The following is a 22,816-nucleotide window of genomic DNA, read 5'->3' as shown; positions in this document are numbered from 1 at the left end:
AGGTTAGTCCTCCCGGGGCGGAAGCTTCGGCGGCTGGCTAAAAAATAACCTCAAGAACGACTGGACGAGGCCCTGACGATCAGCTCCGGGGTGGGGCCACGGACGATATCCGGGGCCGCCTTGCCGTTGATGTGCGCCAGCAGCAGGGATATGGCCCGGGCCGACACTTCTTCCAGGTGCAGGTTGACCGCGGTCAGCGGCGGCTGGCATTTCTGCGCCCGCAGGCCATCGTAGCGGGTCACCACCTTCACCTCTTCCGGCACCCGGCGGCCGGCCTGCTGCAGCGCCCGGATGGCGCCCACGGCGAAGGCATCCACCGGGGCGCAGATGGCGTCCAGCGCCGGGTGTTCGGCCAGCAGCCGGCGGCAGGCCTCGGCGCCGGCCTCTTCGCCGCCGGCTTCCTCGGCCTTGGCGATCAGGCAGGGCAGGCCGCGGGCAGCGGTGAAGTCGCGGTAGGCCTGCTCCACGTCCACGTAGGAGTGGCGCCGCTGCTGGCCGATCAGCAGGGCGATGTGGCGGGCCCCCTGGGCCGCCAGGTGTTCCAGCAACAGCCGGCCGGTGGCCCCGGCCTGCAGGTCCACGTAGGGCAGGGGGGGATCCGCCTCCGGCTGGCGGCCGATGGACACCACCGTGATGCCGCGCCGCCGCAGCTGGGTGACCTGGGGATCCTGGGCCACCGGCTCGATGATGATGGCGCCGTCCACGTCCAGCTCGTCCAGCAGCCCCCTGGCTTCCGCCAGCGGCGGTACCAGCACCAGGGCCAGGCCCTGCTTCAGTGCCGCTTCCGCCGCGGTGGCGGCGATCTCCATCATAAAGCCCAGGCGGGAAGGGCCGCCGGCCACCGCGAAGGGCATGGAGGAGAGCAGGGCGATGGAGTTGGTGCGGCCGGTGCGCAGGCGCTGGGCCCGCAGGTTGGGGCTGTAGCCCAGCAGTCGGGCCACTTCCTTGACCCGGGCCCGGGTCTGGGGATCCACCTGCCCCCGGTCGTTGAGGGCGTGGGAGACGGTGGTGCGGGACACGCCCGCCGCCTCGGCGACATCGGCGATGGTGAGGCGGCGCGGGCCGCCGTGCTTGGCTGAACTCATGGGGTCTCTGCGGGCTGATCGCGTATGCCGTCGAGTATACCCCCGGCCCCGGCCGGGACCAAATCGATTCGGGTGCCGGCCCGGTCTCGGCCGGCCTGGCGAAAAAACCGGCTTGACAGGGAGCTGGACCTGGCATAACTTTTAACCAAATCGATTTGGGTTGGTCGATTGAGCGACCAAATCGATTCATCTCTGGAAACGTTGGCGAGAGATGGGGAACCCGCGCCGGACATCATGGCGACGGGTTGTTTTTCACCCACCACCCAAATCGATTTGGGTGGTGGGCTCAAGGAGCCGCCGGTGTCCGCTGCCGGCGGCATATGGATGCAAGGAGAAGATCATGTCGGAAGTACACAAGGACGTCACCGCCCCGGTCGACGAAAAGCTGCCCCTGAAGACGCTGCTGGCGTTCGGGTTGCAGCATGTATTGGTGATGGCGGCCTCGCCCATCGCCTCGGTGTTCCTGATGGCCACGGCGCTGGGCTTTCCCCCGGAGCTGACCATCAACCTGCTGAGCGCCACTTTTATCATCTGCGGTATCGGCACCCTGCTGCAGTCCATCGGCTGGCGCGGCTTCGGCGCCCGGCTGCCGTTCATCATGCTGCCGGGCGGCGCGCCCATAGTGCTGTTCATCCTCATCGCCCAGCAGACCGACGTGGCCACCGCCTCGGGGGCGGTGATCCTGACGGCGCTGTTCTATTTCCTGGTGTTGCCCGTGTTCAAGAAGTTTTTGCGCTTCTTCCCCTCGGTGGTGGTGGGCACCATGCTGTTGCTGGTGGCCATCAACCTGGTGAAGATCTCGGGCTTCCTGATCGTCGGCAAGCCCGGCACCGAGGGCTTCGCCGCCCCGCTCAACCTGCTGCTGGCCTTCGCCACCATCGGCTTCACCGTGCTGTTCGCCCGGGTGCTGAGCGGCATGATGGGCCAGTTGGCGATACTGCTGGGCCTGCTGGGCGGCACCCTGGTGGCGGTGCTGTTCGGCGCCTTCCATGCCGAGCACCTGTCGTTGTTTCCCCTGTTCAGCCTGCCGTCGCTGCTGCCCTTCGGCATGCCCAAGTTCGATCTGCTGGCCTCGCTGCCGCTGATGATCTTCTGCATCATCTCCATGGTGGAGGCCACCGGCCAGACCATCGCCATCGGCGAGGTGGTGGACAAGAAGCTGGACCCGGAGAACGACGTGGCCAAGACCATCCGCGGCGACGCCGCCGTGTCCCTGCTCGGCGGCCTGTTCGGCACTTCGCTGATCATCACCAGCGGCGAGAACATCGGCGTGGTGCGGGCCACCGGCATCCGCTCCCGCTACGTCACCCTGGTCTCCGGCCTGATGCTGATCCTGTTCGCCCTGCTCGCGCCCCTGGCGCGGGTGATCCACGGCGTGCCCGAGGCGGTGGTCGGCGGTACCGGCCTGGTGGTGTTCGCCATCGTCGGCACCATGGGCATCGACATGCTGCGGCGGGTCGATCTGCGCCAGCACGCCAACATGTACGTGGTGTCGGTGGCGCTGGCGGTGGGCCTGTTTCCGATACTGGTGCCCGGCGTCTACAGCCAGTTCCCCTCCGGGCTGGCCTCCCTGCTGGGCAACGGCGTCGCCATGGGCGCCATCACCGCCGCCCTGATGAACGCCCTGTTCCACTACCTGGGCAAGGGGCCGGCACCGGTCGCCGCGGCCGAAGACCACTCCCGGCTGCAGAGCCGCTGATCTACCCGGGCAGGCCCCGCGGCCTGCCCCTGCCAATAAAAGGACCATCATGAAGACGCAACTCAATCCCTCCCAGTTCGAACAACGCTGCCTGCTGGCGCCCGACTGGCTGTTGCTGGCGGACGGACCGGTGCGGGAGCATGCCATCCTGCTGGACGGCGAGCGCTTCGGCGCCGTCGGCCCCCTGGCCGAGCTGCAGGCGGCCCACCCGGAGCTGGCGGTGACCGCCCTGCCCGGCAAGCTGATCATGCCCGGCTTCGTCGATACCCACCACCACCTGACCCAGGCCTTCGGCAAGGCGCTGGTGTTCGGCGAGCCGTCGGAGATCTTCCGCCGGTTGTGGGTGCCCATGGAATCCGGCCTGAGCCCGGACATCCTCTACCTGACCGCCAAGCTGGCGGCGCTGGAGGCCCTGCGCGGCGGCTTCACCACCGTCTGCGACGCCGGCACCCGGGCCAGCGAGGGGCTGGACGCCATCGCCCGCGCCACCACCGAGGCGGGACTGCGCTGCGTGCTGGGGCTGGTGTGCAACGACAAACGCGGCAGCGAGGAACTGGCGCCGGGGCCCATACTGGCGCGGGCCGAGCAACATATCGCCGGCTGGCAGGGCCAGCCGCTAGTGACCCCCTCGCTGGCGATTCCCATCCCGGAGATCGCCACCGATGCCATGCTGCACCGGGTGTCGGCGCTCTGCGCCGAGGCCGGCATCCTGTTTCAGACCCACGTCAACGAACACCTGGTGGCGGTGGAGCGCTCCCTGGAGCAGCGCGGCCTGCGCCCGGTGGAGCACCTGCACCGGGCCGGGGCCCTGGGGCCCCAGGCGCTGCTTGCCCACGCCACCCTGCTCACGCCCGATGAGCTGATGCTGCTGCGCGACTCCGACAGCGCGGTCAGCTACAACCCGGTGGCCAGCGCCTGGAAGGGCAACGCCGTGGCCCAGGCCCAGCTGATGCACAGCCTGGGGATCCGCCTCGGCCTGGGCACCGACGGCACCCGCAGCGACGGTTTCCGGCTGCTGGACTATGCCGAGGCGGCCCAGCGCTTCGCCTTCGGCCTGGCGGTGGGGGATTCCTCCTGCGGCGGCGGCTGGCCCTGGCTGGAGCAGGGCACCCGCGGCGGGGCCAGGGTGCTGGGGCTGAACACCGGCGAGATCGCGCCCGGCCGGGCGGCCGACTTCCTGCTGGTGGATCTGGAGGTGCCCGAACTGCTGCCGTCCTGGGACCTGTGCTGGGAGCTGGTGCGGCTGGCCAACCGGGATCAGATCCTGGGGGTGTTCGTGGCCGGCCGCCTGCGGCTGTGGCAGGGCTGGCCGCTGGACTGGGACGCCCGGGCCCTGATGCGGGAGGTGGACGAGCACGCCAAGGCGGTGGTGGCGCGGGCGCCGATCCAGAAAATCCATCCCGACTCGGGCCGGCACCGGCGGCAGTGGGAGGCGCAACGCCCGGGCCCCGGCGGACGCGCGTCATGAGCCCGGATGTTTTCGCCTGGGTCGCCCTGGCGGTGGCGGCGGGTGCCTTTGTCCAGGGCGCCACCGGCATGGGCTTTGCCCTGGTGGTGGCGCCGGTGCTGGGGTTGCTGGCGCCGGCGTTGCTGCCGATCAGCCTGCTGGTGCTGATGTTGCCGCTCAATGCCCTGATCGCCTGGCGGGAGCGCCACGCCATCGATCTGCGGGGCACCAAGTGGATATCCCTGGGCCGGGTGCTGGGCACCTTCGGCGGGCTCTGGGTGCTGGTGGTGCTGCCCCTGAACCAGCTCAACATCCTGATCGGGGTGTCCACCATAGCGGCGGTGCTGGTCAGCTGGCTGGCGCCGGCCTTTGCGCCGGGGCGCAAGGCCTTCGTGTCCACCGGGGTGATCACCGGCATCACCGAAACCGCCACCGGCATCGGCGGGCCGCCCCTGGCCCTGGTGTACCAGCATATGCCGGTGGCGACCCTGCGCGCCTCGGTGGCCCTGTGTTTCCTGATCGGCGAGCTGGTCTCGCTGCTGGTGCTGGCGCTCGACGGCCGGCTGCAGGCCGAACTGCTGCTGCCGGTGGGCTGGATGTTGCCGGCGCTGGCGGCGGGGCTGATCCTGAGCCAGCTGGTGCACCGCACCATCAACGCCCGTTTCCTGCGCCAGTTCGTGCTGGTGTTCGCCCTGGTGTCGGGCGTCCTGGTGCTGTGGCAGTAAGATGAAAGGCCTTGCCCGACGGGCAAGGCCTTTGCGGTCCGATGCGTCGGCTAACAGGGCCTTGACTCTGCGCTTGTCACTCCCGCTCGGCGCTGGCGGTGAGCAGGGCGGCCCTTTCCGCGGGGCTGATAAAGGCCATCTGCAGGGCGTTTTCCTGGCACTGGCGGGTCTGGGCGGCACTGAGGCCGGCGCGGGCCGCCGCGTCCGTGTATTCGTGGCGCAGCTCTATGCCTTCCACCGCCGGGTCGTCGGTGTTGAGGCAGGCGAGCACGCCTTTTGCCAGGAAGCGGTGGATGGGATGGGCGGCGATATCCGCCACCGTGCTGGTCTGCAGGTTGGAGGTGAGGCAGGATTCGATGCCGATGCGGTGTTCGGCCAGGTAGTCGAGCAGGCGTTCGTCCTCCACCGCCTTGACGCCGTGGCCGATGCGCTCGGCGCCGAGCTCGCGGATGGCCTGCCAGATGCTGTCGCTGCCGGCCGCCTCGCCGGCATGCACCGTGATGCGCAGGCCGGCGTCACGTACCCGTTTGAAATGGTCGTTGAACAGTTCGCCGGGAAAGCCCAGCTCGTCACCGGCCAGATCCATGGCCACCAGCTTGTCCTGGTGGGCCAGGCAGGCGGCCAGCTCCCGCTCGCAGGCGGCCTGGCCGAAGGTGCGGCTCATGATGCCGATCAGTTTCACCGGAATGCCGAAGTCGCGCTGGCCGGCGGCCACCCCGTCGATCACCGCTTCCACCACCCCCTGGGGATCCAGGTTATGGCTCATGGCCATGTAGCCGGGGCTGAAGCGCAGCTCGGCGTAATCGATGCCGGCGGTCTGCAGATCCTCGACGTTCTCGTAGGCGACCCGGCGGCAGGCGTCGTAGCTGCCCAGCACCTTGACGCCCCAGTCCAGCTTGGCGAGGAAGGACACCAGGTCCGGGGCGTTGTCCAGCACCTGCATATGGGGGCGCAGCCCTTCCAGGGTGGTGGCGGGCAGCACCATGTTGAAGGCCTGGCCCAGATCGAGAATGGTGGCGGGCCTGATGTTGCCGTCCAGGTGGCGGTGCAGGTCGAGCAGGGGCAGGCTGGGATCTATCATGGTGTCTTCCTTATCTGGTCAGTGCCCCTTGCCGGGACCGCCGGGGCGGCCATCGGCAAGGGTCAACGGGGATTAACTGAATGCTAATCCTCTACCAGGCTGTCGTCACCATGCAACTCTTTTAACTTCCGGGTCAAGGTATTGCGGCCCCAGCCCAGCAGTCGTGCCGCCTCCTGCTTGTGGCCCTGGGTGTGGGCGAGGGCGCAGTCGAGCAGGATGCGCTCGAACTCGGGCTGGGCGTCGGCCAGCAGATCCTGTTTGCCCTTGGCCAGGGACTGCCGGGCCCAGTCCTGCAGGGCCTGGCGCCAGTCCTGGCTGCCGGCGTCCCTTTCCTTCTCCCGCTCCTTCTGCATCAGCTCCGGCGGCAGGTCGGCGATCAGCACCTCCTGGCCCGAGGCCATCACCGTCAGCCAGCGGCAGACGTTTTCCAGTTGGCGCACGTTGCCCGGCCAGGACAGGGACTGCAGGTAGGCCTGGGTGTCCGGGTGCAGGCTCTTGGCCTCCACCGCCAGCTCCTTGGCGGCCCGGCCCAGGAAATGGCGGGCCAGCTTGGGGATGTCCTCGCGGCGATCCTTCAGCGCCGGCATATGGATGCGGATCACGTTGAGCCGGTGGAACAGGTCTTCGCGGAAGTCGCCGTCTTCCACCTTTTTCTCCAGATCCTGGTGGGTGGCGGCGATGATGCGTACGTCCACCTTGATCGGCTGGTGGCCACCCACCCGGTAGAACTGGCCGTCGGCCAGCACCCTGAGCAGCCGGGTCTGGATATCCAGCGGCATGTCGCCGATCTCGTCGAGGAAGAGGGTGCCGCCGTCGGCCTGCTCGAAGCGGCCCTGGCGCACGCTGTTGGCGCCGGTGAAGGCGCCCTTCTCGTGGCCGAACAGTTCCGATTCGATCAGATCCTTGGGGATGGCGGCCATGTTCAGCGCGATAAAGGGATTCTGGGCGCGCGGGCTGTGCTTGTGCAGGGCGTGGGCCACCAGTTCCTTGCCGGTGCCGCTCTGGCCGTTGATCAACACCGAGATGGAGGAACGGGCCAGGCGGCCGATGGCGCGGAACACCTCCTGCATGGCCTGGGCCTCGCCGATGATCTCGGGGGTGTTGAGGCTGTCCACCAGCGGGGCCTTGTCCTTGCTCCTGCTCTCCTTGATGTGGGCCACGGCCCGTTGCACCAGGGCCACGGCGTCGTCGATGTCGAACGGCTTGGGCAGGTATTCGAAGGCGCCGTGCTGGTAGGCGCTGACCGCGCTGTCCAGATCCGAGTGGGCGGTCATGATGATGATCGGCAGTTGCGGTGCCTGCTTGTGGATGGCGTTGAGCAGGGTCAGGCCGTCCATGCCGCCCATGCGGATGTCGGACACCACCACACTCGGCTTGCCCTGCGGCAGGGCCGCCAGCACGCTCTCGCCGTCGGCAAAACTCTGGCAGCGGAAGCCCGCCTGGCCCAGTGCCCGCTCCAAAACCCAGCGGATAGAGCTGTCGTCATCGACTATCCATACCAGTTCAGCCATAAAGGTCTCCTATCGTCGTAACGGCAGATAGATAATAAATTCGGTGTGCCCGGGGCGGCTCTGGCTTTCGATCCGCCCCTTGTGTTGGTGGATCAGATCCTGGGCGATGGACAGCCCCAGGCCGGTGCCGCCCTCCTTGCCCGTGACCATGGGGTAGAACAGGGTGTCGCGCAGCTGCTCGGGGATGCCGGGGCCGTCGTCGATGATGCGGATCTCGGCTGCCAGCCGGTAGCGGCGCCCCTGCAGCATCACCTGGAAGGCGGTGCGGGTCCGGATCTGGATATGGCCCTTGTCGCCCAGGGCTTCGGCGGCGTTGCGCACTATGTTGAGGAAGGCCTGCTGCAACTGCTCCGGATCCATCTCGAAGTCGGGGATGCTGGGGTCGTAGTCGCGGCTGAGCTTGATGTCCTGGGGGATTTCCATCGCCACCAGCTGGCGCACCTGCTCCAGCACCGAGTGCAGGTTGGTGATCTGGCGCAGGCCGGGCCGCTGCGGGCCCAGCAGCCGGTCCACCAGGTTGCGCAGCCGATCCGCCTGGGCGATGATCAGCTGGGTGAATTCCTTGAGTTCTTCCTGGGCCAGTTCCCGCTCCAGCAACTGGGCCGCGCCGCGCAGGCCGCCGAGCGGGTTCTTGATCTCATGGGCCAGGCCGCGCACCAGCTCCCGGGCCGCCTGCTGCTGGGCCCGCTGCTGCAGCTCCTGGCTGATCTTCTTCTGCTGGTCGATAAGGCGCAGCTCGATCAGCGCCATGGTCTTGCCTTCGAGGCTGAAGGGGCTGACGCTGACGTCGACCCAGCGCGGGGCGCCGTCGATCACCAGCTGCACCTCGCTGTCGGTAAAGCCCTGCTCGCTCTCGATGCAACGCTTGATGCGGCGGGTATCGAGGGAAATGTCCTCCACCACCTGATCGAGCTGCGCCTCCTGCAGCCGGCGCTTGCTCAGGGTGAGCAACTGCTCGGCGGCGGTATTGGCGAAATGCACCAGCAGGTTACCGTCGACCACCAGCACGGCGGTCAGCAGGTTGTCGATGATCGTCTTGGTGCTCATCTGGGATTCCAACACCTTTTGCCCTCGCTTCGGTGAATTGCACCATGGTGGTGCATTGATTCTATCCTATCCGGCTCGCCTTGCCGCCTGATGGTGCGTGCTGAGCGGCATGCCCTGCTCCGGTGCACCTGGATCAAGCTTACTGCATTAAATACTGCAAGAAGCTTGCCGACTTGAAAAAGTTCGGAAATGCCTTGAGTGATTTAGTTAGCGAGAGCATAATTAGCATGCTAATTAATTGTCGAGGTGATTATGAAAACCTTAGGGATGGCGCTGGCCTGCCTGGTGCGGCAATGGCGCTGGGTGAACGACGAACGGCTCAAGCCCCTGGGGCTGACCCAGAGCCGCTGGATTACCCTCTCTTACCTCAAACTGGAAGACGGCATACTGCAGCACCAGTTGGCGCGGCGGGTGGGGGTGGAGCAGCCCTCCCTGGTGCGCACCCTGGACGGGCTGGAGCAGATGGGGCTGGTGGAGCGCCGGCCCTGCCCCAGCGATCGGCGGGGCAAGCGGGTCTATCTCACCGCCGCGGCCGGCCCCGTGCTGGCGCAGATGGACGAGGTGCTGGACGAAACCCGCCAGCAGGTGCTGGCCGGCCTCAGCGAGCAGGAAATACGGGAGTTCAACCGGATGATTGAGCATCTCACCCAGAATCTGCAAGGGATCGGCAAGGACATTTCCGCAGCAACGACGGGGTAAGCCAGTGACGCCGGAGCAAAGTTTCAGCCGTTGGGTCCGGGTGGCCCTGGGCATTTTTATCCTCGCTTTCGGCTACTTCGTGCTGGCCGACAACTATGCGCCCATGACGCCCCAGGCCCAGGTGCAGCGCTATGTGGTGCCGGTGGCGCCGAGGGTGGCGGGCCAGGTCAGCCGGGTGTGGGTCGAAAACAACCAGCCGGTGGCGGTCGGCGATCTGCTGTTCGAGCTGGACGACAGCGACTACCGGCTGGCGCTGGAGCGGACCGAGCTGGCCCTGGGGCTGGCCGAGACCGAGCTGGCACGGCAGCGGGCCGCGGTGCGGGCGGCCGGATCCCTGCTCGAGCAGCAACGGCTGCAGGCGCAGGAGCTGGAACGGGAAGCGGCACGACTGGGCCGGTTGCGGCGAGACGGTCATCTGTCTATCCAGCAGCTGGAGCAGGCCCAGAACCTGGCGGCCCAGGCCCAGAGCGGGTTGGCGTCCGCCGAGGCCCGGCTGCAGGAGGCCCGGCAGGGCGCGCGGGCGGCCGAGGTCGGGCTGCGCCAGGCGGAAAACGCCCGGGCCCAGGCGCGGCTGGCGCTGTCCCGCACCCGGGTAAGGGCGGAACTGGCGGGGCGCGTCGGCAACCTGCAACTGAAGGAAGGCATCTATGCCCAGGCCGGCGGCCCGCTGCTGGCGCTGGTGTCGGAGCAGGCCTGGGTGACCGCGGATCTGCGCGAGAAGAGCCTGCGCCACGTGGCCACCGGCACCCCGGTGGGCATCGTCTTCGACGCATTGCCGGGTGAGGTGTTCCGGGGCCGTGTCGAGAGCATCGACAGCGGGGTGCGGGAGGGACAGCAGGCGGCCGACGGCCAGCTGGCCCAGCCGGTGAACTCGGATCGTTGGGTGCGGGATGCCCAGCGGTTGCGCATACAGATCGGCCTGGAGGAACCCCTGCCGGCCCTGGCCACCGGCGCCAAGGCCACGGTGCAGCTGTTCCCGGCCAACAACTGGCTGTTCCGTGCCATGGGCCGGATCCAGCTGTGGCTGGCGAGCCAGTTGCGCTATCTCTATTAGGGGGAGGACCATGGAGCTGAGCGGAGACAGGCTGCGCGGCTGCCTGCGCATCGCCTTCGGCAGTGCCGCCGGCATGCTGGTGGCCAAGGTGATGGGCTGGAACTTCGGGGTCTTCTTTACCGTCTACCCCATGCTGTTGCTGGGCATGGTGCCGGTGCTGAACCGCTTTGTGGTGCTGCAGTTCGTCGGTTCGGCCCTGCTGAGTTCGCTGGAGATCATGCTGTTGCCGGGCCTGCTCGGGCACTGGCCGCCGGCCTATACGGCCGTGGTGTTCTGCCTCTTTTTGGGGCGTTTCCTGCTAATGGCCAGGGGGCCGCTGATGCTGTTCGGCGCCTCGGGCTGCGTCAGCCTGAGCATCATGCTGCACTTTGCCAGCTACCGGCAGTTCGATCTGGCGGACATGGCGGCGAGCAACATCGTGGCCGCGCTGCTGTCGGTGGCGCTGGCCTATGTGGCCTACGCTCTGTTGCCCAACCGGGCGCCGCCCCAGCCCAGGGCGCTGCCCGCCAAGAGCGACAATGTCATTCGCCACCAGGCGTTGCTGGGCGCGACGGTGGCGACCCTGAGCTTTGTGGTGTTCCAGAGCCTCGATCTGGTGGACTCCCTCTCGGCCCAGGTGGCGACGGTGCTGATCCTCTTTCCCATGAGCTTCGCCGGGGCGGTGCAGTCCGGCCGCCAGCGCTGCGTCGGCACCCTGCTCGGCTGCGCCCTGGGCATGCTGTTCCAGCTGCTGCTCTACGACCATTACCACAACCTGCTGCTGCTGGGGCTGGCATTCTGGATCTGCGCCATGCTGTTCGCCCGGCTGCACGCCCGGGAGCCGATGCCGGGCGTCGGTTTTGCCGGCCTCACCACCATCGGCATCCTGTTCGGCCAGTACGTGACCCCCGAGCACGATCTTATGTTCAGCGCCCTCTACCGCTTCACTTCCATGACGGTGGCCATCTTGCTGACCCTGTGCTGCATCTATTTGGTGCACAAGCTGCTGAACCTGTTTCCTTCGACCCGGCATGAGATTCTGGGGTAGCCTGGCGTGAGGGGTGAGGGGTGAGGGGTGTTCACGCTTCTCTCCTCACGCCTCACAAAACAAAAAGGCCCGGTTTCCCGGGCCTTTTCACTTCTGGCTTCCAGCTTATCGCTTCAAGCTTAGACGGAGTAGTACAGGTCGAACTCCAGCGGGTGCACGGCCATGTTGATCATCTCGGTCTCTTTACGCTTCAGCTTGATATAAGCGTCGATGAACTCGTCGCTGAACACGCCGCCGCGGGTCAGGAACTCGCGATCCTTGTCCAGGCAGTCCAGGGCCTGATCCAGGGAGGTGGCCACGGTCGGGATCTCGGCGGCTTCTTCGGCCGGCAGATCGTACAGGTCCTTGTCCATGGCATCGCCCGGGTGGATCTTGTTCTGGATGCCGTCCAGGCCGGCCATCAGCAGGGCAGAGAAGGCCAGGTAGGGGTTGGCGGCCGGATCCGGGAAGCGGGTCTCGATACGGCGGGCCTTGGGTGAACCCACCAGCGGGATGCGGATGGACGCGGAGCGGTTGCGGGCGGAGTAGGCCAGCATGACCGGGGCTTCGTAGCCGGGCACCAGACGCTTGTAGGAGTTGGTGGACGGGTTGGTGATGGCGTTCAGGGCACGGGCGTGCTTGATGATACCGCCGATGTAGTACAGGGCCAGTTCTGACAGGCCGCCGTACAGGTCGCCGGCGAACAGGTTTTCACCGTTCTTGGCCAGGGACTGGTGTACGTGCATGCCGGAGCCGTTGTCGCCAACCAGGGGCTTGGGCATGAAGGTGGCGGTCTTGTTGAAGGCGTGGGCCACGTTGTGAACCACGTACTTGTAGATCTGGATCTCGTCGGCCTTCAGGGTCAGGGTGTTGAACTTGCAGGCGATTTCGTTCTGGCCGGCGGTGGCCACCTCGTGGTGGTGCGCTTCGACCACCAGGCCCATCTCTTCCATGATCAGACACATGGCGGAGCGGATGTCCTGGGAGGAGTCAACCGGGGCAACCGGGAAATAACCACCCTTCACGCCCGGACGGTGGGCCTTGTTGCCTTCCTCGTAGTCACGGCCAGAGTTCCACTTGGCTTCTACGTCGTCGATCTTGAAGAAGCTGCCGGACATGTCGGTATGGAAGCGGACGTCGTCGAACATGAAGAATTCGGGCTCGGGACCAACCAGCACGGTGTCGGCGATGCCGGTGGACACCAGGTATTCCTCGGCGCGACGGGCGATGGAGCGCGGGTCGCGGTCGTAGCCCTGCATGGTGGACGGCTCGAGCACGTCACAGCGGATGTTCAGGGTGGCGTCTTCGGTGAAGGGGTCCATCACGGCGGTGGAGGGATCCGGCATCAGCACCATGTCAGACTCGTTGATGGTCTTCCAGCCGCCGATGGAGGAACCATCGAACATCTTGCCGTCTTCAAAGAAATCTTCGTTGATCTGGTTGACCGGAATGCTCACGTGCTGCTCTTTACCTTTGGTATCGGTAAAACGCAGATCGATGAATTTGACATCGTGTTCCTTGATCATGGCCAGTACGTTTTCTGCTGACATGGATTTCGACCTCCAAAAATAATCATCCTAGGGTCTGATGAACAAATTCATCAGTTGCCAAAATATAAAGCGAAAACTGTGCCAGAATGCCAAATGCTTGTCACAGTTGTGTTTTATCCTGCCATGGCAGGGCCATCAGGGGGTGTGTTGCACTGTATTGGTGCACATCCGGATCTTTTTGGTGCATCCTGCCGCCAGCGCCCACCATCATGGTGCATCGGTTGCCCCTTGGGAAGCCACCCGGCAGTAATTTTCAAATCTGCTAGGCAGATCCGGGGTGGCCGAGTAAAATGACCGACCATTTTTTACCCACCCCGGTATTTTTGAGGCAGGAATGTTAGAAAATCTACGTAATATCGCCATCATCGCGCACGTTGACCATGGCAAAACCACCCTGGTGGACAAGCTGCTGCAGCAGTCCGGCACCCTGGAAACCCGTGGTGAAGCCGAAGAGCGGGTCATGGACTCCAATGATCTCGAGCGGGAGCGCGGCATTACCATTCTTGCCAAAAACACCGCCATCCGCTGGACCTCCCCCGAGGGTCAGGAATACCGCATCAACATCGTCGACACCCCCGGACACGCCGATTTCGGTGGTGAGGTAGAGCGGGTGATGTCAATGGTGGACTCGGTGCTGCTGCTGGTGGACGCCCAGGAAGGCCCCATGCCGCAGACCCGCTTCGTGACCCAGAAGGCGTTCGCCCAGGGGCTCAAGCCGATCGTGGTGATCAACAAGGTCGACAAGCCCGGTGCCCGTCCCGACTGGGTGATGGATCAGGTGTTCGACCTGTTCGACAACCTGGGTGCCACCGACGACCAGCTCGACTTCCAGGTGGTCTACGCCTCCGGCCTGAACGGCTGGGCCTCTCTCGACGCCGATACCCCGGCCGAGGACATGACCGCCCTGTTCCAGACCGTCATCGATCAGGTGCCGGCCCCCGACGCGGATCTGGAAGGCCCGCTGCAGATGCAGATCTCCCAGCTCGACTACTCCTCCTATGTGGGCGTCATCGGTATCGGCCGCATCAAGCGCGGCACCGTCAAGGTCAACCAGCAGGTCACCGTGGTGGGTGCCGACGGCAAGACCCGCAACGGCAAGGTCGGCCAGGTAATGGGTTACCTGGGCCTCAAGCGTCATGACGTGACCGAAGGCAACGCCGGCGACATCGTCGCCGTCACCGGCCTGGGCGAACTGAAGATCTCCGACACCATCTGCGCCGCGGGCGCGGTCGAGGCGCTGCCGCCGCTGTCGGTGGACGAGCCCACCGTGACCATGACTTTCCAGGTCAACACCTCGCCCTTCTCCGGCCAGGACGGCAAGTTCGTCACCTCGCGCAACATCCTGGAGCGGCTGAAGCAGGAGCTGGTGCACAACGTGGCACTGCGGGTGGAAGAAACCGGCGATCCCGACAAGTTCCGGGTATCCGGCCGGGGTGAACTGCACCTGGGCATCCTCATCGAGAACATGCGCCGGGAAGGCTTCGAACTGGCCGTATCCCGCCCCGAGGTCATCATCAAGGAAGAGAATGGCGTTAAGATGGAGCCCTTCGAAACCCTTACTGTCGACGTGGAAGAAGGCAGCCAGGGCTCGGTGATGGAGAAGCTGGGTGAGCGCAAGGCCGAGATGACCAACATGGTGCCGGACGGCAAGGGCCGGGTGCGCATCGACTTTATCGTGCCGGCGCGGGGCCTGATCGGCTTCCAGACCGAGTTCATGACCCTGACCTCGGGCACCGGCCTGATGTACCACAGCTTCGACCATTACGGTCCGCACAAGGGCGGCAACATCGGCCAGCGCATCAACGGCGTGCTGATCTCCAACGCCACCGGCAAGGCCCTGGCCTACGCCCTGTTCAACCTGCAGGAGCGTGGCCGCCTGTTTATCGAACATGCCACCGAGGTATACGAGGGCATGGTGATCGGTATTCACAACCGCTCCAACGACCTGACCGTGAACTGCCTCAAGGGCAAGCAGCTGACCAACATCCGTGCCGCCGGCACCGACGAGGCACTGACCCTGACTCCGCCGATCAAGATGACCCTGGAGCGGGCGCTGGAGTTCATCGATGACGACGAGCTGGTGGAAGTGACCCCCAACCACATCCGTATCCGCAAGAAACTGCTGACCGAGAACGACCGCAAGCGCGCCAGCCGCGCCTGATGGCCGTCATCGCAATCAATAAGAAAGGGCGCCGCGGCGCCCTTTTTGTTCGCTGTCGTGCTGTCCCGCCCCGGGATGGAGCATATCCGACTGGCACTGTCCCCGCCTGATTTGCCACAATACCCCTTTGTACTCAGCGAAACAGGATCATCCATGAGCAATGTTGTCGCGCGCATCGCCCACCGGCTGCGTTTTATCCGGGATCATGGCTTCGACTTCGGCCGCTTCGTGCTGAAACGGGCCCGCCAGGATCGGCTGACGGTCACCGCCGGTTACCTGGCCTACATTACCCTGCTGTCACTGGTGCCCCTGATCGCCGTGGTGTTCGCCATGATGTCGGCCTTCCCCATGTTCGCCGAGCTGCGGGACAGCATCCAGAATTTCGTGTTCGCCAACTTCGTGCCCGCCGCCGGCGACGTGGTGCAGCAGCATATCCAGGGCTTTGTGGAGAATGCCTCGCGCATGACGGCGGTGGGGGTGGCGGCGCTGGCGGTGACCGCCATGCTGCTGATCTCCGCCATCGATCAGAATTTCAACCATATCTGGCGGGTGACCCAGAAGCGGCGCTGGTCGGTGGCCTTTTCCACCTACTGGATGATACTGACCCTGGGCCCCATCCTGGCCGGGGCCAGCCTGGCGGTAAGCTCCTACGTCACCTCTATGCGCTTCTTTCAGGGCGACGACTTTCTCGGCCTGGGGGCCCGGCTGCTGGGCGCGCTGCCGTTCTTTTTGTCCACCCTGATGTTCGTGGTGTTCTACATGGTGGTGCCCAATACCCGGGTACGTTTCAGTCACGCCATCTGCGGCGCCCTGGTGGCGGCGCTGCTGTTCGAGCTGGCCAAACGCGGCTTCGCCTTCTATATCACCCGTTTTCCGTCTTACGAAGCCATCTACGGCGCCCTGGCCACCATCCCCATCCTGTTCGTCTGGGTCTACCTGAGCTGGCTTATCTCGCTGCTGGGGGCGGAACTGACCGCCAGCCTCGGTGACTACGAGCACCGCCTGGGGCTAAGCTTTAAGGCAGACGACAGCGATCCGGAAGAGGACAAGGCCTGATGCGAACCCTGTACCCTCCCATTGCCGCCAACCGGCAGCAGTGGCTGCAGGTGTCCGAGCGACACCGGCTCTATGTGGAAGAAAGCGGCAACCCCCTCGGCATCCCGGTGGTGCTGGTGCACGGCGGCCCCGGCGCCGGCACCAGCCCGGAGCACCGGCGTTTCTTCGATCCCGAGCGCTACCGCATCATCCTGTTCGACCAGCGCGGCGCCGGGCAATCCGAGCCCCACGCGGAGCTGGCAGACAACCACACCCAGGCCCTGGTTGCCGACATGGAGCAGATCCGCGAACATCTGGGCGTGGCATCCTGGCTGCTGTTCGGCGGCTCCTGGGGCTCGACCCTGGCCCTGTGCTACGCCATCGCCCACCCCGAGCGGGTACGGGGCCTGGTGCTGCGCGGCCTCTTCCTGGGACGGGAGCAGGATCTGCACTGGCTGTACCAGCCCGAGGGTGGCGCCGCCCAGTTGTTTCCCGACTATTACCGGGACTTTCTCGCTCCCCTGGAAGGCGATGCCCGCCACCTGCTGAGCCGCTACTACCGGCTGCTGACCAGCCCCAACGAGCTGGCCCGGCTCAACGCCGCCCGGGCCTGGGCGGTGTGGGAAGGACGGATCAGCACCCTGCTGCCCCGGCCCGATGCGGAAAGTCACTACGGCGAGGCCCACAGCGCCCTGGCGCTGGCGCGCATCGAATGCCACTACTTCGTCAATCACTGTTTTATCGAAGAAAACCACATCATCAGGGAGCTGGAGCGGATCCGTCATCTGCCGGCGGTGCTGGTGCACGGCCGTTACGATGCCATCTGCAAGCCCGCCGCCGCCCTCAGCCTGAGCGAGCACTGGCCCGGGCTGGCGCTGCAAATTGTGCCCGGGGCCGGACATTCCGCCTTCGAACCGGGTATGATAGACGCCCTGGTGAAAGCCACCGATCATATGGCGAAGGAGTTGACGCAGGCATGATAGCCCTGATCCAGAGAGTCAGTTCGGCCGCGGTGACCGTGGCCGGCGAACGGGTGGGCGCCATCGGCCCAGGCCTGCTGGTGCTGCTCGGCGTCGAGCGGGACGACGACCGGGCCAAGGCCGACAAGCTGCTGAACAAGGTGCTGAGCTACCGGGTGTTCGGCGACGAGCAGGGCAGGATGAACCTCAACCTGCGCCAGGCCGGGGGCAGCCTGCTGGTGGTGTCCCAGTTCACCCTGGCGGCGGACACCAACAGCGGCCTGCGGCCCAGTTTTTCCCGCGGCGCGGCGCCGGCGGACGCCGAGCGCTGGTACGACTATTTCGTGATGGCGGCGCGGGATCAGGGGGTGGCCACCGAGTCGGGCCGCTTCGCCGCCGACATGCAGGTGAGCCTGACCAACGACGGCCCCGTCACCTTCTGGCTGCAGGTCTGAGCCGGCCAAATTGCACTCTGCCGCGGCAAGCGGCAAGATATCCGAAGATAACCATAACAGGAGCAGACCATGTATCGTGTGGTCACCCCGCAAACGGAAGCGGAACTGGAAGCCTATTACCAACTGCGCTGGCAACTGCTGCGCAAACCCTGGCAGCAGCCCAGGGGCTCGGAGCGGGACGAGTTCGACGAATACGCCCACCACCGCATGATGGTCGACAAGGACGGCAAGCTGGTGGCCGTGGGCCGGCTCTATGTGAGCGGCGACGAAGCCCAGATCCGCTTTATGGCGGTGGTGCCCGAGTGCCGGGACAAGGGCCTGGGCACCCGCATGGTGCAGGCCCTGGAGCAGGTGGCCCGCCAGGAAGGGGTGCGCCGCCTGGTGATGAATGCCCGGGAGGAGGCGGTGGCCTTCTACGGCCGCTGCGGCTTTACCGTGGTGGGCGAGGGGCCCATCAGCTTCGGCAAGATACCGCACCGGCAGATGATCAAGGCGCTCACCCCCATCCACCAGATCCGCCACTGCCCCGAGCTGTGTGACGAGCTGCAGCGCCAGTGGCACCGGCGCATCCCCATCAGCGAGAAGATGGGCGTCAAGATCACCCAGTACACCGGCACCAAGTTCAAGACCAGGGCCAACCTGACCGCCAACCTCAACCTGCACGAGTCCATGTTCGCCGGCAGTATCTACAGCCAGTGCGTGCTCACCGGCTGGGGTCTGATCTGGCTGCAGATGCAGGAATACGGCGTGAGCGGCGACATCGTCCAGGGCAGCGGCGAGATCAAGTACCTGACCCCGGTGTGGGACGAGCCCACCGCCGAGGTGCAGGGCCGGCTGCGCGAACAGCTGCTGCCGCTGAAAAACGGCGAGCGGGTGCGGGTGGAGCTGAACGTGACCCTGTACAGCGGCGACACCAAGGCCGCCACCTTCAGCGGCCGTTATGTGATACTGCCGCACTAAAGCTGGAAGCGATAAGCCGGAAGCTGGATGTTATGCTCCAGCTTCCAGCTTATGGCTCCTGTGGCAGGTTGCGCACCGCTTCGGTCAGCCGGCCGGGCAGGCCGGCGGCGGGGTAGGGGACGGGGCCCCGGTACCAGGGCTGGCAGGGCTCGGCCAGCGCCGGCTGGTGCAGCCGGAGTTTGGGCGAGCGCCAGCTTTCTTCCAGGTGGATGGCCAGCTCCCGGCAGCCCTGGTCGTTGACTGCACCCAGCTCCAGATCCCAGCCGCCCGTCAGATCCAGCTCGCCCCGCAGGGCCAGCAGGTGGCGCACGCTCTGCACGGCGCTGCCGTCCAGTTGCCAGCGGCCCTGGCGGACCGGCCCCTTCAGCTCGGCACGGTAGATAAAGCCGTCGCCCTGTTCCAGATCCAGGGCGGCCAGCGCCGGGTCGACGCCCTTGGCCTCGCGGTAATCCTCGCCGAGGCGCCGCCGCAGCCAGTCGTCCAGCCCCAGCCGCTCCACGAAGATATCCTCGCCCTCGAGGCGCAGTTCACCGTCCCAACTGGCACGGTTGTGGAGCTCGCCCTCGAGTGCGGCGCTCAGGTTCAGCCTGCCGGAAAAGCCGCGCTCCTTGCGCAGCCAGCTGCTCAGCCGGCGCAGGGCCAGGTCCTGGGCCTCCAGCCGCAGGCTGGCCTGGTGCGGCGGATAGACCGCCAGGCTGCCCTCGAGGCGGGCCCGGCCGTCGAGGACATCCCCGGCGAGTTCGTCCATGATCAGCCGGGTATCGTCCAGCCGGGCCTTGAAGCCGCCCTGTCGGCTGATCAGGCTGTCGTAGGCCAGCTCGCTCCAGCCGCCTTCCAGCCGGGCCTGCTCGCTGAGCGGGCGCCACTGCTCGGCGGACCAGGCCAGGTCGGCCACGAACAGCTGGCCCCCGTGCAGGGACAGGGGCAGGCCGGGATCCATGGACAGCAGCTCGGCCTGGCTCAGGTTCAGCTTGTGGATGCGCAGATCGGGTACCGGCCAGTGCATGTCGGGCAGCCATTCCAGCTTGCTGCCCGTCAGTTGCAGGTTGTCGATATCCAGTCGGCCCTGCTGCGGAAACCAGCCCAGCTCGGCCTCCAGGCTGCCCTGGTAGGCCTTGCCCTGCAGGCTGAGCCCCAGCCGTTCCCGGGTGCCGAGCAGCTGGCCCTGGTGGGCGTCGAGCCGCAGCCAGTCCAGCACCGCCTCGTCGGCCTGCCAGTCGCCGCGGGCCTCGGGCAGGCCCTGGCCCGGCCATTCCACATAGCGGAAGTCGCCGTCGATGCCGTTGGCGGTGAGCCAGGGGCTGGTGATGCTCAGATCCTGGAGGCTGGCGCGGTTGAGCAGCAGGGTCCAGCCCTCGGGCAGGGGCGGCGCCTGGTCGAATTGCAGCCTGGTGTGGCTGAACCTGGGCTCATCCAGGGTCAGCTCCCGGCTGGCCGGATCCAGGCTGAGGCCGGCCTCGAACAGGCCGTCGAACAGCCGGCTGCGCAGGCCGTCGAGCTCCAGCCGGCCGCGGTGGATGCGGCCCTCCAGGCCGATGCGCGACATCTCCAGCCAGGGGTGGGACAACTGGCGGACCTGGCCGCTCAGGGCCATGTCCGACCACCAGCGCCACTGCCCGTCGCGCCTGGGCTGCCAGTCGTTCAGCTTGAGGTTGACGCCCTGGGCCTCCCAGCCGTCCCAGGCCAGGGTCAGGTTCTTGGTGTTGAGTTCGTCGACGGTGATGGTGGCCAGGTTGTCCGGCAGGGCCGCCAGCTCGGTGGCCCGATCGAGCCGGATGCGGGCGTCGTTCAGGTCGAGCACGGCGATGCGGGTCTGGCCCGCCAGGGGCGACAGCCGCGCCAGCTCCAGGTAGAGCTGTTTCGCTTCGAGCCAGTCGCCCAGGCGCACGTCTTCCGCCAGCAGCTTGTAGGGATGCAGGGGGTTGAACTCCAGCCGGCCGATGGAAATATCCAGCTCGGTGTGTTCGTTAAGCCACTCCAGTACCGGTTTTTTCAGCTGGTTGGCATCGAAAAAGCTGAGCAGCAGCCAGCCGGCGGCTCCCAGCAGCAACAGGGCGAGCAACAGCTTCCTGGCCAGCTTTCTCATGGAACATTCCTTAAAAATCCGGGACTTGTATCATACATTGCTTGAGCCTGGGCGGGAATGTTCCGGCTCACACCTTGCCGTAATGATCACGCAGGCCGAGCCAGCGGCGGATCAGCGGGTCCACCACCTCGGGGTGGCGATCGGCCAGGTAACGGGCCAGCCGCTGCACCTCGGGCAGCAGCGCCTGATCCCGCACCAGATCGGCAATCCTGAGGTCGGCCAGCCCGGTCTGGCGGGTGCCGAGCAGCTCGCCCGGGCCGCGGATTTCCAGGTCCTTCTGGGCGATGACGAAACCGTCGTTGGTGTCGCGCAGCACTCCCAGCCGCTGGCCGGCGGTCTTCGACAGGGGCGCGTGGTAGAGCAGCACGCAGTGGGAGGCGGTCGCCCCCCGGCCGACCCGGCCGCGCAGCTGGTGCAACTGGGCCAGGCCGAGGCGCTCGGGGTTTTCGATGATCATCAGCGAGGCGTTGGGCACGTCCACCCCCACCTCGATGACGGTGGTGGCCACCAGCAGGTCGAGGCGGCCGTCCTTGAAGTCGGCCATCACCGCCTGCTTCTCCGCCGCCTTCATCCGGCCGTGCACCAGCCCTACCCTCAGTTCCGGCAACTGGGCGGAGAGGGCGGCGGCGGTGTCCTCCGCCGCCTGGCATTCCAGCACCTCCGACTCCTCGATCAGGGTGCACACCCAGTAGGCCTGGCGGCCCTGCTCCCGGCACAGCTGCCGTACCCGCGCCACCACCTCGTCGCGGCGGCCGTCGGGAATGGCCACGGTGGTGACCGGGGTGCGGCCCGGCGGCAGTTCGTCGATGACGGAGGTATCCAGATCCGCGTAGGCGGTCATCGCCAGGGTGCGGGGGATGGGGGTGGCGGTCATGATCAACTGGTGCGGGTAATAATCTCCCTGGCTGCCCTTTTCGCGCAGGGCCAGGCGCTGGTGCACCCCGAAGCGGTGCTGCTCGTCGATGATCACCAGCTCCAGGGCGTTGAACTGCACCTGCTCCTGGAACAGGGCGTGGGTGCCGACCACCATGGCCAGCTCGCCGCTGGCGAGCCGTTCCAGTTGCTCGGCCCGGGCCTTGCCCTTGACCTTGCCCGCCAGCCAGCCCACCTGGATGCCGAGCGGCGCCAGCCAGGCGGCGAAGTTGTTGGCGTGCTGCTCGGCCAGCAGCTCGGTGGGCGCCATCAGCGCCACCTGGCCCTGGTTGCCGATCACCTGCAACGCCGCCAGGGCGGCCACCAGGGTCTTGCCCGAGCCCACGTCGCCCTGCACCAGCCGCATCATGGGCACGGTTTTCTGCAGGTCGGCGCCGATCTCCGCCACCACCCGGCGCTGGGCACCGGTGGGGGAAAAGGGCAACTGGCCGAGGAAGCGGTCGAGCAGCGCTTGCGGGCAGGGCAGTGGCCGGGCGCGATGGGCCTGGCTCTGCTCCCGCACCTTGAGCACCGACAGGTTGTGGGCCAGCAGCTCTTCCAGCACCAGCCGGCGCTGGGCCGGGTGCTGGCCCTGCTCGAGCTGGGGCAGGGCCACGTCGGGCGGCGGCCGGTGCAGCAGGCGCACCGCCTCGTTCAGGCCGAGCTGGTGGTGGTAGAGGCCCTCGGGCAGCAGTTCCCGCAGCGGCTGCTGCTCGAGCAGGGCCAGGGCCTGGTCGCTGAGCTGGCGCAGGGTCAGCTGGCGCAGCCCTTCGGTGGTGCCGTACACCGGGGTCAGGCTGGTCTCGGCGGCAATGGGCTGCTCGCCCTGCTGCAGGCTGTATTCCGGGTGGATGATCTCCAGGCCGTGGTGGCCGGGGCGGATCTCGCCGAAGGCGCGGATGCGGGTACCGGCGGCCAGGCTGTTCTTCTGGGCGGCGGCGAAGTTGAAGAAGCGCAGGGTCAGGGTGCCGCTGGGGTCGCGCAGCCGGCAGATCAGCATGCGCTTGCGGCCGTAGCTGATGTGGTTGTCGACGATCTCGCCCAGCACCGAAACGTGCATGCCCGGCCTGAGTTCGGCGATGGGCAGGACGCGGGTGCGATCCTCGTAGCGCAGGGGCAGGTGGAACAGCAGATCCTGCACCGTCTCCAGGCCCAGGCGGTGCAGCTTCTCCAGCATCTTGTCGCCCACTCCCTTGAGCAGGCTGAGGGACATGTGGTCCAGGTTCATGGCGGCCCCGTACTGTAAATATTTACAGAGGATAGCAACAAGGGCCGGAAGCTGGAAGCGCGAAGCCGGAAGATGAACGGGGCCGGCTTCCAGCTTCTGGCTTCCGGCTTCCAGCG

18 protein-coding genes are annotated in these 22,816 nt (G+C 66.4%); 11 read left to right on the top strand and 7 right to left on the bottom strand.

Annotated elements, in window-relative coordinates; genetic code table 11:
* Positions 1-50: 50 nt before the first annotated feature.
* A complete protein-coding gene (locus AN401_RS18905) occupies positions 51-1,085 on the bottom strand; it encodes a LacI family DNA-binding transcriptional regulator (RefSeq protein WP_096780192.1) in 1,035 nt (344 codons plus the stop codon).
* A 340-nt stretch (positions 1,086-1,425) separates the two neighbouring features.
* Between AN401_RS18905 and AN401_RS18900 the strand changes: the two genes are divergently transcribed.
* From AN401_RS18900 to AN401_RS18890, 3 genes are read left to right on the top strand one after another with little or no spacing between them, the layout of a single operon-like run.
* The gene (locus tag AN401_RS18900; protein ID WP_094041196.1) at positions 1,426-2,784 is read left to right on the top strand and encodes a uracil-xanthine permease family protein; all 1,359 of its coding nucleotides are present in this window, start codon (positions 1,426-1,428) and stop codon (positions 2,782-2,784) included.
* A 49-nt stretch (positions 2,785-2,833) separates the two neighbouring features.
* On the top strand, positions 2,834-4,252 hold the full coding sequence (locus AN401_RS18895; RefSeq protein ID WP_096780191.1) for an amidohydrolase family protein: 1,419 nt from the start codon (positions 2,834-2,836) through the stop codon (positions 4,250-4,252).
* Positions 4,249-4,956, top strand: coding sequence for a sulfite exporter TauE/SafE family protein (locus AN401_RS18890; RefSeq protein WP_094041193.1), 708 nt, complete (start codon positions 4,249-4,251; stop codon positions 4,954-4,956). The genes AN401_RS18895 and AN401_RS18890 overlap by 4 nt, the downstream gene beginning before the upstream one ends.
* A 76-nt stretch (positions 4,957-5,032) precedes the next feature.
* Here AN401_RS18890 and add read toward each other — a convergent pair whose 3' ends face one another.
* The 3 genes from add to glnL all read right to left on the bottom strand — a co-directional run bounded on the left by add (position 5,033) and on the right by glnL (position 8,595).
* Positions 5,033-6,037, bottom strand: coding sequence for an adenosine deaminase (add, locus tag AN401_RS18885; protein ID WP_096780190.1), 1,005 nt, complete (start codon positions 6,035-6,037; stop codon positions 5,033-5,035).
* A gap of 83 nt (positions 6,038-6,120) precedes the next feature.
* Complete coding sequence (gene glnG / locus AN401_RS18880) at positions 6,121-7,548, bottom strand: nitrogen regulation protein NR(I) (RefSeq protein ID WP_096780189.1); 1,428 nt, start codon at positions 7,546-7,548, stop codon at positions 6,121-6,123.
* Positions 7,549-7,557: 9 nt separating this feature from the next.
* Positions 7,558-8,595 (bottom strand): nitrogen regulation protein NR(II), encoded by a 1,038-nt coding sequence (glnL, locus tag AN401_RS18875; protein WP_096780188.1) that lies wholly within the window; start codon positions 8,593-8,595, stop codon positions 7,558-7,560.
* A gap of 252 nt (positions 8,596-8,847) precedes the next feature.
* Between glnL and slyA the strand changes: the two genes are divergently transcribed.
* From slyA to AN401_RS18860, 3 genes are read left to right on the top strand one after another with little or no spacing between them, the layout of a single operon-like run.
* Entirely contained in the window at positions 8,848-9,294 is a 447-nt protein-coding gene (gene slyA, locus AN401_RS18870) for a transcriptional regulator SlyA (protein WP_094041185.1), read from the top strand.
* A 4-nt stretch (positions 9,295-9,298) separates the two neighbouring features.
* Positions 9,299-10,348: an HlyD family secretion protein gene (locus tag AN401_RS18865; RefSeq protein ID WP_096780187.1), complete on the top strand. Its 1,050-nt coding sequence runs from the start codon at positions 9,299-9,301 to the stop codon at positions 10,346-10,348.
* 10 nt (positions 10,349-10,358) lie between these two features.
* Complete coding sequence (locus AN401_RS18860) at positions 10,359-11,375, top strand: DUF2955 domain-containing protein (protein ID WP_096780186.1); 1,017 nt, start codon at positions 10,359-10,361, stop codon at positions 11,373-11,375.
* A gap of 119 nt (positions 11,376-11,494) precedes the next feature.
* Here AN401_RS18860 and glnA read toward each other — a convergent pair whose 3' ends face one another.
* On the bottom strand, positions 11,495-12,904 hold the full coding sequence (gene glnA, locus AN401_RS18855; RefSeq protein ID WP_094038684.1) for a glutamate--ammonia ligase: 1,410 nt from the start codon (positions 12,902-12,904) through the stop codon (positions 11,495-11,497).
* A 334-nt stretch (positions 12,905-13,238) separates the two neighbouring features.
* On the opposite strand from glnA, the gene typA reads away from it, so the two are divergent.
* The 5 genes from typA (at position 13,239) to AN401_RS18830 (ending at position 18,474) form a co-directional block, all read left to right on the top strand.
* Positions 13,239-15,065: a translational GTPase TypA gene (typA, locus tag AN401_RS18850; RefSeq protein ID WP_094038685.1), complete on the top strand. Its 1,827-nt coding sequence runs from the start codon at positions 13,239-13,241 to the stop codon at positions 15,063-15,065.
* 153 nt (positions 15,066-15,218) lie between these two features.
* Complete coding sequence (locus tag AN401_RS18845; RefSeq protein ID WP_094038686.1) at positions 15,219-16,121, top strand: virulence factor BrkB family protein; 903 nt, start codon at positions 15,219-15,221, stop codon at positions 16,119-16,121.
* Complete coding sequence (gene pip, locus AN401_RS18840) at positions 16,121-17,080, top strand: prolyl aminopeptidase (protein WP_094038687.1); 960 nt, start codon at positions 16,121-16,123, stop codon at positions 17,078-17,080. The genes AN401_RS18845 and pip overlap by 1 nt, the downstream gene beginning before the upstream one ends.
* Entirely contained in the window at positions 17,077-17,514 is a 438-nt protein-coding gene (gene dtd, locus AN401_RS18835; protein WP_094038688.1) for a D-aminoacyl-tRNA deacylase, read from the top strand. The genes pip and dtd overlap by 4 nt, the downstream gene beginning before the upstream one ends.
* A 69-nt stretch (positions 17,515-17,583) precedes the next feature.
* A complete protein-coding gene (locus AN401_RS18830; protein ID WP_096780185.1) occupies positions 17,584-18,474 on the top strand; it encodes a bifunctional GNAT family N-acetyltransferase/hotdog fold thioesterase in 891 nt (296 codons plus the stop codon).
* 49 nt (positions 18,475-18,523) lie between these two features.
* Here AN401_RS18830 and AN401_RS18825 read toward each other — a convergent pair whose 3' ends face one another.
* Both AN401_RS18825 and recG read right to left on the bottom strand, forming a co-directional pair.
* Positions 18,524-20,560: an AsmA family protein gene (locus AN401_RS18825; RefSeq protein ID WP_096780184.1), complete on the bottom strand. Its 2,037-nt coding sequence runs from the start codon at positions 20,558-20,560 to the stop codon at positions 18,524-18,526.
* A gap of 67 nt (positions 20,561-20,627) precedes the next feature.
* Complete coding sequence (recG, locus tag AN401_RS18820) at positions 20,628-22,700, bottom strand: ATP-dependent DNA helicase RecG (RefSeq protein ID WP_096780183.1); 2,073 nt, start codon at positions 22,698-22,700, stop codon at positions 20,628-20,630.
* Positions 22,701-22,816 lie beyond the last annotated feature (116 nt).

Origin of the sequence: Zobellella denitrificans (genome assembly GCF_002407485.1) — a bacterium.
In the GTDB taxonomy this organism is placed as follows: domain Bacteria; phylum Pseudomonadota; class Gammaproteobacteria; order Enterobacterales; family Aeromonadaceae; genus Oceanimonas; species Oceanimonas denitrificans.
Note: the sequence above shows the minus strand (reverse complement) of the source record. Positions and strands in the feature narration are given on the sequence as shown.

Bases quoted from the DNA above. Each gene is read 5' to 3' on its own strand.
- AN401_RS18905 (WP_096780192.1), bottom strand. From the start codon at position 1,085: ATGAGTTCAGCCAAGCACGGCGGCCCGCGCCGCCTCACCATCGCCGAT.
- AN401_RS18900 (WP_094041196.1), top strand. From the start codon at position 1,426: ATGTCGGAAGTACACAAGGACGTCACCGCCCCGGTCGACGAAAAGCTG.
- AN401_RS18895 (WP_096780191.1), top strand. From the start codon at position 2,834: ATGAAGACGCAACTCAATCCCTCCCAGTTCGAACAACGCTGCCTGCTG.
- AN401_RS18890 (WP_094041193.1), top strand. From the start codon at position 4,249: ATGAGCCCGGATGTTTTCGCCTGGGTCGCCCTGGCGGTGGCGGCGGGT.
- add (WP_096780190.1), bottom strand. From the start codon at position 6,037: ATGATAGATCCCAGCCTGCCCCTGCTCGACCTGCACCGCCACCTGGAC.
- glnG (WP_096780189.1), bottom strand. From the start codon at position 7,548: ATGGCTGAACTGGTATGGATAGTCGATGACGACAGCTCTATCCGCTGG.
- glnL (WP_096780188.1), bottom strand. From the start codon at position 8,595: ATGAGCACCAAGACGATCATCGACAACCTGCTGACCGCCGTGCTGGTG.
- slyA (WP_094041185.1), top strand. From the start codon at position 8,848: ATGAAAACCTTAGGGATGGCGCTGGCCTGCCTGGTGCGGCAATGGCGC.
- AN401_RS18860 (WP_096780186.1), top strand. From the start codon at position 10,359: ATGGAGCTGAGCGGAGACAGGCTGCGCGGCTGCCTGCGCATCGCCTTC.
- glnA (WP_094038684.1), bottom strand. From the start codon at position 12,904: ATGTCAGCAGAAAACGTACTGGCCATGATCAAGGAACACGATGTCAAA.
- typA (WP_094038685.1), top strand. From the start codon at position 13,239: ATGTTAGAAAATCTACGTAATATCGCCATCATCGCGCACGTTGACCAT.
- AN401_RS18845 (WP_094038686.1), top strand. From the start codon at position 15,219: ATGAGCAATGTTGTCGCGCGCATCGCCCACCGGCTGCGTTTTATCCGG.
- pip (WP_094038687.1), top strand. From the start codon at position 16,121: ATGCGAACCCTGTACCCTCCCATTGCCGCCAACCGGCAGCAGTGGCTG.
- dtd (WP_094038688.1), top strand. From the start codon at position 17,077: ATGATAGCCCTGATCCAGAGAGTCAGTTCGGCCGCGGTGACCGTGGCC.
- AN401_RS18830 (WP_096780185.1), top strand. From the start codon at position 17,584: ATGTATCGTGTGGTCACCCCGCAAACGGAAGCGGAACTGGAAGCCTAT.
- AN401_RS18825 (WP_096780184.1), bottom strand. From the start codon at position 20,560: ATGAGAAAGCTGGCCAGGAAGCTGTTGCTCGCCCTGTTGCTGCTGGGA.
- recG (WP_096780183.1), bottom strand. From the start codon at position 22,700: ATGAACCTGGACCACATGTCCCTCAGCCTGCTCAAGGGAGTGGGCGAC.